Origin of the sequence: Streptomyces sp. NPDC006687 (genome assembly GCF_040636215.1) — a bacterium.
GTDB lineage: Bacteria > Actinomycetota > Actinomycetes > Streptomycetales > Streptomycetaceae > Streptomyces.
In genome coordinates, this window is the sequence record NZ_JBEYJJ010000014.1 from 94,233 (window position 1) to 104,267 (window position 10,035).

General features: G+C 73.6%; 12 protein-coding genes. 2 read left to right on the plus strand and 10 right to left on the minus strand.

Features of this window, described 5'->3' with window-relative positions:
* Positions 1 to 50: 50 nt before the first annotated feature.
* The gene (locus ABZ716_RS18895) at positions 51 to 932 is read right to left on the minus strand and encodes a sigma-70 family RNA polymerase sigma factor (protein ID WP_358813081.1); all 882 of its coding nucleotides are present in this window, start codon (positions 930 to 932) and stop codon (positions 51 to 53) included.
* 114 nt (positions 933 to 1,046) lie between these two features.
* Here ABZ716_RS18895 and ABZ716_RS18900 point away from each other — a divergent pair, with 114 nt between their 5' ends.
* The gene (locus ABZ716_RS18900; protein ID WP_358960162.1) at positions 1,047 to 1,853 is read left to right on the plus strand and encodes an SDR family oxidoreductase; all 807 of its coding nucleotides are present in this window, start codon (positions 1,047 to 1,049) and stop codon (positions 1,851 to 1,853) included.
* A 15-nt stretch (positions 1,854 to 1,868) separates the two neighbouring features.
* Here ABZ716_RS18900 and ABZ716_RS18905 read toward each other — a convergent pair whose 3' ends face one another.
* The 3 genes from ABZ716_RS18905 to ABZ716_RS18915 form a co-directional block, all read right to left on the minus strand.
* The gene (locus ABZ716_RS18905; RefSeq protein WP_358960164.1) at positions 1,869 to 2,639 is read right to left on the minus strand and encodes a putative protein N(5)-glutamine methyltransferase; all 771 of its coding nucleotides are present in this window, start codon (positions 2,637 to 2,639) and stop codon (positions 1,869 to 1,871) included.
* Positions 2,640 to 2,668: 29 nt separating this feature from the next.
* Positions 2,669 to 3,913, minus strand: a complete 1,245-nt coding sequence (locus tag ABZ716_RS18910) for a GNAT family N-acetyltransferase (protein WP_358960166.1) — start codon at positions 3,911 to 3,913, stop codon at positions 2,669 to 2,671.
* Between the two features lie 71 nt (positions 3,914 to 3,984).
* Positions 3,985 to 4,575: an AmfC protein gene (locus tag ABZ716_RS18915; RefSeq protein WP_351889772.1), complete on the minus strand. Its 591-nt coding sequence runs from the start codon at positions 4,573 to 4,575 to the stop codon at positions 3,985 to 3,987.
* A gap of 131 nt (positions 4,576 to 4,706) precedes the next feature.
* Between ABZ716_RS18915 and dtd the strand changes: the two genes are divergently transcribed.
* Positions 4,707 to 5,132 carry a D-aminoacyl-tRNA deacylase gene (gene dtd / locus ABZ716_RS18920; protein WP_042813065.1) on the plus strand — a complete coding sequence of 142 codons (426 nt, stop codon included), beginning with the start codon at positions 4,707 to 4,709 and terminating at the stop codon, positions 5,130 to 5,132.
* 19 nt (positions 5,133 to 5,151) lie between these two features.
* Here the strand turns inward: dtd and ABZ716_RS18925 are convergent, their stop codons facing one another.
* From ABZ716_RS18925 to ABZ716_RS18950, 6 genes are all read right to left on the minus strand, one after another.
* Positions 5,152 to 6,120: a folate-binding protein gene (locus ABZ716_RS18925; protein ID WP_358813077.1), complete on the minus strand. Its 969-nt coding sequence runs from the start codon at positions 6,118 to 6,120 to the stop codon at positions 5,152 to 5,154.
* A gap of 51 nt (positions 6,121 to 6,171) precedes the next feature.
* Entirely contained in the window at positions 6,172 to 6,639 is a 468-nt protein-coding gene (locus ABZ716_RS18930; RefSeq protein WP_358813076.1) for a transcriptional repressor, read from the minus strand.
* Positions 6,640 to 6,722: 83 nt separating this feature from the next.
* A complete protein-coding gene (locus ABZ716_RS18935) occupies positions 6,723 to 7,295 on the minus strand; it encodes an FABP family protein (protein WP_358960168.1) in 573 nt (190 codons plus the stop codon).
* A 274-nt stretch (positions 7,296 to 7,569) separates the two neighbouring features.
* Complete coding sequence (locus ABZ716_RS18940) at positions 7,570 to 8,484, minus strand: hypothetical protein (RefSeq protein WP_358960171.1); 915 nt, start codon at positions 8,482 to 8,484, stop codon at positions 7,570 to 7,572.
* Complete coding sequence (locus ABZ716_RS18945) at positions 8,481 to 9,290, minus strand: hypothetical protein (RefSeq protein WP_358960174.1); 810 nt, start codon at positions 9,288 to 9,290, stop codon at positions 8,481 to 8,483. The genes ABZ716_RS18940 and ABZ716_RS18945 overlap by 4 nt, the downstream gene beginning before the upstream one ends.
* A complete protein-coding gene (locus ABZ716_RS18950) occupies positions 9,287 to 10,033 on the minus strand; it encodes a hypothetical protein (protein WP_358960176.1) in 747 nt (248 codons plus the stop codon). The genes ABZ716_RS18945 and ABZ716_RS18950 overlap by 4 nt, the downstream gene beginning before the upstream one ends.
* Positions 10,034 to 10,035 lie beyond the last annotated feature (2 nt).

The following is a 10,035-nucleotide window of genomic DNA, read 5'->3' on the forward strand; positions in this document are numbered from 1 at the left end:
GCTCGGGCTCCTCGCCGGTCTGAGCGAGCGCTCCTTGCCGACCGCGGAGGTCAGGCCGTCAGGGGGGTGAGGTCCAGGGTGCGCAGGCGGGAGGGGTCCGAGAGGACGTCGATCGCGACGATGCGGTCTTCGACGACCGTGAAGGCCATGACCGACACCGCGCGGTCCTTGCGGACGACCACCACGCCCGCGGCGCCGTGGACGAGGGCCGGGCGGACGTACGGGTTCAGCGAGCTGTACATGGCCGCCTGGCCCGCCACCGTGCGGGCGCCCGTGAGGATCACGCTGAGCGGGCTGCCGGCTCCGCCGTCCGAGCGCAGCACCACGTCCGGGTGGAGCACCGACAGCAGTGCCTCGAACTGCCCGTCCCGCGCGGCCGCGAAGAACGCGTCCACCGCCTCCCGCTGGCGCGCGAGGTCCTTGTCGGGGGCCGGGGCCTGGCCCTGGACCTTGCGCCGGGCCCGGCTGGCCAGCTGCCGGGTCGCCGCCGGGCTCTTCTCCACCAGCGGGGCGATCTCCTCGAACGGCACCGCGAACATGTCGTGCAGCACGAACGCCAGCCGCTCCGCCGGCGCCAGCGACTCCAGCACCACCATCAGCGCCAGCCCCACCGAGTCGGCCAGCAGGATCTCCTGCTCCGGGTCGATCCGTCGCTCGGAGCTGATCAGGGGGTCCGGGATCCGCGTCTCCAGCCGCTCCACCGGGTCCTCGCGCCGCTGCTCGCGCGAGCGCAGCATGTTGAGGCAGATCCGGGAGACGACGGTCGTCAGCCATCCGCCGAGGTTCTCCACCCCGCTCACATCGGTGCGCTCCAGCCGCAGCCACGCCTCCTGGACGGCGTCGTCCGCCTCGCTCAGCGAGCCCAGCATCCGGTAGGAGACCGCCCTCAGATGGCCCCGGTGCTCCTCGAAGCACCGCGTCAGATCCTCCACTGTCACATTCCTTCCTCACCGCGGGTCAGGGCAGTAGACCGCACGCCGCCGCACGGGCGGGCGGGTTCAAGCCAGGGACGTCACCTTCCGTCCCCCCGATCGGAGATGAGCCAGATGACGGACACCACCGGATCGCCCACCGGAGCCCCCAGCCCCCTCCTCGTCACCGGCGGCACCGGAACCCTCGGCAGCCTCGTCGTACCGCTGCTGCGCGAGGCCGGGGTCCCCGTACGGGTCCTCAGCCGCACCGCCCGCCCGGCCGCCGACGGCGTCACCCCCGTACGGGGCGACCTGCTGAAGGACGAGGGCCTCGACGCCGCCCTCGACGGTGTCGAAACGGTCCTGCACCTCGCCGGCGGCCCCAAGGGGGACGACGTCGCCGCCCGCAACCTGGTGCGCGCCGCGCGGGCCGCCCGGGTGCGCCACCTCGTCCTGGTCTCCGTCATCGGCGCGGACACCGTGCCCCTGGCCTGGTTCAGGGCCAAGCTCGAAGCCGAGCGGGCCGTCTCCGGGTCCGGGCTGCCGTGGACCACGCTGCGCGCCGCCCAGTTCCACGAACTGGCCCTGACCGTCGCCGAGAAGCTGGCCAAGCTGCCCGTGGTCCCCGTCCCCGGCGGGGTGCGCTGGCAGCCCGTGGACTCCCGCGAGGTCGCCGCCCGCCTCGTCGAGCTGGCCCTCGGCCGGCCCGCCGGCCTGGTCGCCGACCTCGCGGGGCCCGCCGTCCACACCCTCGGCGACCTCAGCCGCGACTACCTGCGGGCGCGCGGCAAGCGCCGCCTGATGATGCCCGTCCGGATGCCCGGAAAGGCCGGCCGCGCCTACCGCGCCGGGGAGAACCTCTCCCTCGACGGGGCGATGACCGGCGAACGGACCTGGGAGGCGTTCCTCGCCGAACGAATGGCCGAGCGCCTCGCCTCGTGACCGTGGACGCGCCCCCTACGCCGCCGGGGCGCGGCCGATCACCACGGTCGCGTGCAGCTCCTCCGAGGTGGCCGCCCGCACCGCGAGACCGCCCGCCGTCAGGGCGGACGCCGTCAGCGGCGCCTGCCGGGCGCTGGTCTCGATCAGCAGGTGGCCGCCCGGGGCCAGCCAGAGCGCGGCCTGCGCCGCGACCCGCCGGTGCACGTCCAGGCCGTCCTCGCCCCCGTCGAGGGAGACCAGCGGCTCGTGCACCCGGGCCTCGGGCGGCATCAGCCCGATCTCCCCGGTCGGCACGTACGGGGCGTTGACCACCAGGACGTCCACCCGCCCGCGCAGCCCCGCCGGGAGCGCCGCGTACAGGTCGCCCTCCCAGACCGTGCCGCCGTACGGGGCCACGTTGCGCCGGGCGTACGCCAGCGCGGCCGGGTCGATGTCGGCCGCGTGCAGCTCGACCCCGCCCGGCACCTGCGAGGCGACCGCCGCACCGAGGGCGCCGACCCCGCAGCACAGGTCCAGCACCACCGCCCCCGGCCGGGCCAGCCCCACCGCCTGCTCCGCGAGGAACTCGCTGCGCCGGCGCGGTACGAAGGCACCCGCGCCCACCTCCACGCGCAGCCCGCAGAACCCGGCCCAGCCGACGACGTGCTCCAGCGGCTCGCCTCCCGCGCGGCGGGCCACCAGACCCGCCAGCTGCCCCTCGTCGGAGGCGGCCTCGGTCAGCAGCTCGGCCTCCTCCTCCGCGAAGACACAGCCCGCCGCACGCAGCTGCTCGACGATCGATGTCATGTGCCCTCTCCTCTGCTCGGCCGGACGGTTCAGAAGACGTCCGGGCACCACGGCCGCCGGGCCGTGCGGAACACCGCGTCGGCCAGTGCCGCCGCCCCCTCCCGCTCCTGGGTCAGCCGCCCCAGCGCCGCCAGCCGGACCGCCGACTCGTCGCCCAGGTAGAGGGAGCCGAGCGCGGACACGTCGAGCCGCAGGTCGGCCGGTTCCCCGGTACGGGTACACGTGCCGGCCGCCGCGTCCAGCCGGTAGCGGCCGTCCGCGAGACCTGCCGCATCCGCCACGTCCAGCACGAGGACCCCGGGCACGGCGTACGTCCGCGCCGACAGGGCCCGTTCCACGTCGAGCAGCCGCAGCCACACGAAGTCGGCCGAGGTCACCAGCCGGGCCGCGCGCGGGTCGGGCAGCAGCAGGGGGACGATGTCGTCAGGGGCGCGGTAGCCGGTGCGGACCTTCAGCACCCAGTCCATGGAGCACAGGAACCGCCACAGGGCGCGCTCCGCCTCCGGGGTCACCGCGATCAGATCCTTGACCTGGAGGGTGTTCAGCGGACGCTTCTCCTCCGTCCAGTGGTCGTCGACCACGTACGCGGCGAGACCGGCCGGCTCGCCCGCGGCGTCCCGGTAGAGGGCGAAGAACCTGTCCTTGTAGGGGCGCGCCCGGGTCTGCTCCACCCCGCAGGCGACGTTCCACCAGCGGTCGTCGCGGCTGACCGCGCCCGCCACCGCCGGCCGCAGCCGCTCGTGCAGGTCCGGGCCGGTCTCTCGGGCCTCGGCGGCGTCGACGAGGTCGATGCGGCCGCCGTCGCCGGGGCCGGAGAGGCGGGGGTCGAGGCCGCAGCGGGCGACGTCGATCTCCCACTCGGCGGTGGTGGTGGCGGGCCCGAACCCGTACCGGCCGTAGATCGGGTACTCGGCGGCGATCAGCGTGGAGACGACGTCGCCGCGCTCCTTGGCGGCCGTCAGCTCGGCCGTCATCATCCGGGTCAGCAGCCCCTGGCGGCGGTGCGTGGACGTCACGCTGACGTTGGTGACCGCGCTGGAGGGGACGGACGCCCCGCCCGGCACGGTCAGCCGCTGGGAGAAGGAGCGGAAGGTGGCCACGCAGCGGCCGGTGACGGGGTCGAAGGCCCCCTGGGTGCGGGCGAGGTCCCAGAACTTGCTCCGCATGGCCACGTCGGACTCGCATACGCGGGCCGCCTGGAGGAAGCCCGTGTTCTGGGCCTGTATCCAGTCGGCACGTTCGGATGCGGCGATCGGCCGGATGTCAGCACTCATATCCGGTCACGCTAACGGCACCGCCCGGCCGAGTCGCCCGAATTTCCGGCGCCCGTCACGCCGTCACACCCTCACGCCAGCAGGTCGTCCACCTGGGCCTCGCCCTCCCGGTAGCGCCGGGTGATCTCCGCGCTGGAGTCGTCCGCCGTCCGCTGGAGCTGCTGGCGGCGCCGCGAGACCTGCTGCTCGTAGCGGGTCAGCCGGGCCATCGCCTCGTGCAGCTCGGCGTCCGTGCGCGCCTGGAGGTCCGACAGCTCCACGTCCGACAGCATCTCCGCGGCGAGCAGCCGGAACTCCTCGTTGTGCGGGGTGCGCAGGGTGACGTGCCGGGCGGAGGCGCTGCGGCTGGAGGGGGCGTCGGCAAGGATCTCCGACAGCCGGTCCACCACCGGCGCCTCGGGGTCCGTCCGGCGGGCGAGCTCGGCGCGCAGGATGTCGATCCGGCCCTGGAGGAGTCTGCGGACGTAGCTGAGGTCGGCCTCGTCGCGCTGCGCGTCGCGGCGCAGGGCACGCAGCTCGTGCAGGCCCAGCGCGGCGGGGGTGGTCAGCCCCTCGACGCCGGTGCGCTGCGCGGGCGGCCGTACAGGGGGCACGGACCCGCCGCCGGACGACGCGGGTGACGCGGGCGCGGGTGCAGGTGCGGAGGTACCAGAGGTGTTCATCGTTTCGTGTCCGTCCCTCGACCGGTGCGGGAGGCACCGCCTCCAGGCATGGTGCCACTGTCCGTGGTGCGGACGCAGTCCCACGCCACCCGATCGGCCCCGGACGGGTGCACGCCTGGTACACAGGTGGTATGCGAGCAGTGGTGCAGAGGGTGGACGGCGCGAGCGTCGTCGTGGCCGGCGAGACGGTCGGCGAGATCGTCGGCGAGGGACTGTGCGTGCTGGTGGGGGTGACCCATGACGACACGCCGGAGAAGGCCGCCGTGCTGGCGCGCAAGCTGTGGTCGGTGCGGATCCTGGAGGCGGAGAAGTCCTGCAGCGACGTGGACGCCCCGCTGCTGGTGATCTCCCAGTTCACGCTCTACGGGGACGCCCGCAAGGGCCGCCGCCCCACCTGGAACGCGGCCGCGCCCGGGCCGGTGGCCGAGCCGCTGGTGGACGAGGTCGTGGCGCAGCTGCGGGCGCTGGGCGCGACGGTGGCGACGGGCCGGTTCGGCGCGGACATGCGGGTCTCGCTGACGAACCACGGCCCGTTCACCCTCGTCATCGACGTGTAGCCGTGAAGGAGCGGCACGGCTACGGGGCCACGACGACCTCCTGCGCGGCCGGGGTGGTCCCGGCCAGCAGCGGGGCGTCCAGCGGAACGTTCCGCTTGACCAGCGCGAGCGCGATCGGCCCGAGCTCGTGGTGGCGTACGGCGGTGGTGATGAAACCGAGCTGACGGCCCTCCTCCCCGTCGGCGGCGAGCCGTACGGGCGTCCCGTGCGCGGGGAGCAGCACCTCGGAGCCGTCGAGGTGCAGGAAGACCAGCCGGCGCGGGGGCTTCCCCAGGTTGTGGACGCGGGCGACGGTCTCCTGGCCGCGGTAGCAGCCCTTCTGGAGGTGCACGGCGGTGCCGATGAGGCCGATCTCGTGCGGGATGGTGCGGTGGTCGGTCTCCAGGCCCAGCCGCGGCCGGTGCGCCTCGACGCGCAGGGCCTCGTACGCCAGGAGTCCGGCGGCGGGGCCGTGGGCGGCGGCGAACGCCTCCAGTTCCGCGCGCGGCAGGAACACGTCGCGGCCGTACGGGGTCTCGCGGACCACGTGCTCCTTGGGGACCTCGGCGATGGAGCCGGCAGGCAGGTGGACGACCGCGAAGTCGGCGGTGCTGTCGGCGACTTCGACGCGGTAGAAGAACTTCATCGACTCCAGGTAGCCGATCAGCGCCTCCTGGGTGCCGGGCTCGACATGGGCCCAGGTGGTCTCGCCGTCGTCCACGAGGTACATCTGGTGCTCGATGTGCCCGTTGGCGGAGAGGATCAGCGCCTCGGTGGCCTGCCCGGGCGGGAGTTCCGTGACGTGCTGGGTGATCAGCAGGTGCAGCCAGCTGAGCCGGTCCTGGCCGGTGACGGTGACGACCCCGCGGTGCGAGAGGTCGACGAAGCCCCGGCCGTCGGCGAGGGCGCGCTGTTCGCCGTAGAGCTCTCCGTAGTGGGCGGCGACGCCCTCGTCACGGCCTTCGGCCGCTACGGCGCCGGGAAGATGGAGCAAGGGGCTGCTGGTCATGCCCCCAAGCCTACGACCCCGGGCGCGGGGTCCCAGGGCGCACCGGGGGCGCTACGCGTCGCCCTGGCCGGCCTCGGAGCCGGCGGTGGGCTCGTCGCGGCGCCGGGCGGCGCACTGCCGGCACAGGCCGAAGATGGCGAAGTGCTTCATATCGGTCTCGAAGCCGAAGGTGGCGCGCAGTTTCGCCGTGAAGTCGGCGGCGATGTCGAGGTCGGCCTCGATCACCTCGGTGCAGTCGCGGCAGACGAGGTGGATGTGGTGGTGCCGGTCGGCGAGGTGGTAGGTGGGGGCCCCGTGCCCGAGGTGGGCGTGCGAGACCAGGCCGAGCTCCTCCAGGAGCTCCAGCGTGCGGTACACGGTGGAGATGTTCACGCCGGAGGCGGTCCTGCGCACCTCGACGAGGATCTCGTCGGGCGTGGCGTGCTCCAGGGCGTCGACCGCTTCCAGCACGAGCTGGCGCTGCGGTGTCAGCCGGTATCCGCGCTGCCGCAGGTCGCTCTTCCAGTCGGTGGTCACCACCCGGCCAGTGTACGGGCGCGAAGGGGACCGCGGCCCTGCCGCGGTCCCCTTCTTACGCATGCGTTCTCGCGTACGCGTCCGGCTCAGTGGAAGAAGGCGATGCCGTCTTCCGGGAGCTCGGGGAGGTTGCGCGCCATGTCGGCGATCTCCTCCGGGGTGACGACCTTCTTCAGCTGGGCCGACATGTACGGGCGCAGCTCGACCTCGGGGGTCGCCTTCTCGCCGACCCACATCAGGTCGCTCTTCACGTACCCGTAGAGGCGCTTGCCGCCGCTGTACGGGCCGGAGGCGGCGGTGCGGGCAACGGCGTCGGTGACGAGGTCGATCTGCGGCTTCTGGTCGGCGAGCTCGCCGTACCAGACCTCGACCACACCCTGGTCGCGGACCATGACGATCTCGACCTTGCGGTCCTTGTCGATGCGCCAGTAGCCCGACTCGGACTCCAGCGGGCGCACCTTGTTGCCCTCGGCGTCGAGCACCCAGGAGCGGGAGGTGTACTCCAGGAAGTCCCGGCCGTCGTGGCTGAAGACGACTTCCTGGCCGAAGTTGCACTTCTCCTCGCCGGGGAAGTCGAACACGCCGGCACCTTCCCAGGTACCGAGGAGGAAGGCGAGGGGGACGAGGCCCGGGTTCAGGTCGGAGGGGATCTGGATCATGGTTGGCTGCTCAGGCGATCTGTGGGAGGGGTTCCGGGGCGGTCGGCCGTCTGCTGGTCGGCCGGCTAGCGCTGACCCTGGTACAGCTTCTTGACGGCGAGGCCGGTGAAGGCGAGGACGCCGACGCAGACCAGGACAAGCAGGGAGGTGAAGAATGCCTCAAGCACGGCGTGCTCCTCGGAGGATTCGGTACGGGTGTACAGGGCCGGTCCCCAAGCCTACTGGGCCGGGGACCGGCGCACGCTGCGAGGTGGGCCGAACCGGCCCTCCCCGGTCAGCTCAGCAGCTGCCGCTGGAGGATCACCGCCTGGTGCAGCGGGACGGCCTCGGCCCCGCCCTTGCGGCTCTGGAGGACCAGCGCCTGGATGTCGCCCGACTGGACGCAGCCGACCCGGGTCTGCTCGTCGCCGAAGGGGACGGATTCCCTCAGGACGGTGATGCCGTCGGGCTTGGGGGCGGGCTGCCCCGCGCGGGCCTTGTCCCAGGCCGGGTCGGGCTCCGTGCCCTTGACGCCGGCCAGGTCGTAGCCGCAGCCCTGGAAGGTGTCGGCGAACCCGGAGGCGTGGAAGCGCAGCAGGTAGACCCGGGTACGGGTGCCGTCGGGGGTGGTCCAGCCGCGGGCCACGATCTGGCGCAGCCCGTTGTCGGCGAAGCCCGCCTTCACCTTCTCCCGCACGGAGCCCTCGTACTCCTGGAGGAAGGTGTCCACGCTGACCTCCGAGTCCTTCTCCAGCTTCAGCCCGGTGTCCGGGGTGGAGCCGAGCGGGGCCGGGAGGGCGAGCTGGGTGAGGCCGGCGTAGTGGATGCCCTCCGGGTTGTCCACGGCGAAGGGCACGGGAGCGCCGGGCGGCAGCGCGGGCTTGGCGAGGACCGGGTAGGTCCAGCGGCCGTCGCTCCGGGTGGACAGGCCGGGGAGGCCGGTCCGCTCGGCCTGGCCGATCCCGTACGCGGTCCCCGCACCGGCCGCGCCGAAGACGAGGACGGCGGCGGTCCAGCGCAGGACGGCCCGCAGGGCGCGGCGGTCCTTCGGGGCGGCGGGGGCGACAGGGGCCTCGGGGGTGGCGGACTCGGTTGCGGGCTCGGCGGCGACGGAGGCGGGGGCCTCGCCGGGGGCCTCGCCGGTGACGGGCGCCTGCGGGGCCTCGGCGGGCGCCTGGGCCGGGCCGGTGGCGGTGCTCTGCTCGGTCACACGGACTCCCCGGGGGACTTCAGGCGGGACAGCTGGTTCTTGAGGAAAGTGGTGGCCTCGATCTTCGAGAGCCCGGCCGTCCGGGCACCGTAGGCCCGGAAGCTGACCATCACGTCGCCCTGGACGGCCACGCAGGAGAGGGAGTCGATCGTCTCCTTCCTGTCCCCGCCCAGGGACAGCAGCCCGCACCTGGCGTCCGGGTAGCCGTCCACCTTCGGCGCGTCGCCCTCGGCGCCCATGAGTTCGGACATCTTCCGGGAGACCTCGGAGAAGGCGCCCAGCGCCTTGGGGTCGGCCTGCATCAGACGGACCTCGACGACCATGCTGGTGGAGGCGTAACTGCGGCCGGCCAGCCCCTTGAGCTTGAGGTCGGCCAGCGCGTCGTCGCGCTTCTTGCGCTCCGAGGTGGACAGCCCCTTGCGGGCCTCCTTGAAGCCCTCGACCGCCTTCTCGCCGGACACGTAGAAGTCGTTCCCCTGTTCCTCCAGATCGGGGCCCGGCTTGAACCCGGAGGGCGCCGGGAGGAGCTTGCCGGTGAGGTCGTTGGCCGGCACCGGCGCGGGGTGCTCGGCCTCGGGCAGCTTGCCGCCCGCCTCGACCCAGTAGGCGGTGGGCGCGGTCCGGTCGGCCGTCGCGGAGAGCGCCCAGACGCTGCCGCCCGCGAGGAGCGCCACGGCCGCGGCCGCGGCGAGCAGGGCGATCCGCTTGCGCCGGTCCGGCGCGGGCGCGGCCGGAGCGGGGGTCTCGGGAGCCGGTCCGGTCACGGCCTGCGGCTCGGTCTGCGGCTCAGTCTGCGGCTCGGTCACAGTCGCTCCAGCTGTCGCTTGGCCAGGTCGAGGACGTCGTTCTCGGCGATGGCGCGGCCGCGCATGTCGTAGTAGTTGATGTCCAGGACGATGTCGCCCTTGCGGACGAGGGCGCGGCCCCACCGCGACGGGAGGTACCCGGCCTTCTGGTGGGCCTCCGAGCTGACCCAGACGTGTCCGAGCCCCGGGGAGACACCGGGGACGGCCACGCCGCCGCTGCCCGTAAACTCGTTGTCGGGCATGTAGGTGGCCTGCATCCGGTGGTAGCTGTCCGCGCCGGAGAGGTCGCGGAACTGCACGAGCCGGACCTCGACGGAGACGTCGTCCTGCGTCCACGCCCGCGTGGCGAGGCGCCGGAACCCGTCCCCCAGGAAGTCGCGCATGGCGTGGTCCGGCTTTTCGAAGCCCATGGCGAAGGAGTCGAGCGTGTCGTAGCCGTCGGCCTCGACCTTCGCGCCCGACGGGGCGTCGATCAGGAAGGCGGCGAGGTCGCCGTCGGTCTTGTGCCAGCGGTTGGCGTTGACCGACTTGACCGTGGTGGCGTCGTTCGGCGGCTGCGCCTTCGGGGTGTCCAGCTTCTGCTGGGCCAGGGGCGGCAGGGGCGTCGGCGTCCGGCCGTACTGGATCGCGTAGCCCGTGACCGTGCCGACGAGGGCGCCGAGGACGAGGGCGGCGGCGATCAGGGCCGTCGTGCGGCGGCCGCGGCGGCGCGGGGCGGCCGGCGGCGGCTGTTCGTGTTCCAAGA

Bases quoted from the DNA above. Each gene is read 5' to 3' on its own strand.
- ABZ716_RS18905 (WP_358960164.1), bottom strand. From the start codon at position 2,639: ATGACATCGATCGTCGAGCAGCTGCGTGCGGCGGGCTGTGTCTTCGCG.
- ABZ716_RS18900 (WP_358960162.1), top strand. From the start codon at position 1,047: ATGACGGACACCACCGGATCGCCCACCGGAGCCCCCAGCCCCCTCCTC.
- dtd (WP_042813065.1), top strand. From the start codon at position 4,707: ATGCGAGCAGTGGTGCAGAGGGTGGACGGCGCGAGCGTCGTCGTGGCC.
- ABZ716_RS18910 (WP_358960166.1), bottom strand. From the start codon at position 3,913: ATGAGTGCTGACATCCGGCCGATCGCCGCATCCGAACGTGCCGACTGG.
- ABZ716_RS18925 (WP_358813077.1), bottom strand. From the start codon at position 6,120: ATGACCAGCAGCCCCTTGCTCCATCTTCCCGGCGCCGTAGCGGCCGAA.
- ABZ716_RS18915 (WP_351889772.1), bottom strand. From the start codon at position 4,575: ATGAACACCTCTGGTACCTCCGCACCTGCACCCGCGCCCGCGTCACCC.
- ABZ716_RS18935 (WP_358960168.1), bottom strand. From the start codon at position 7,295: ATGATCCAGATCCCCTCCGACCTGAACCCGGGCCTCGTCCCCCTCGCC.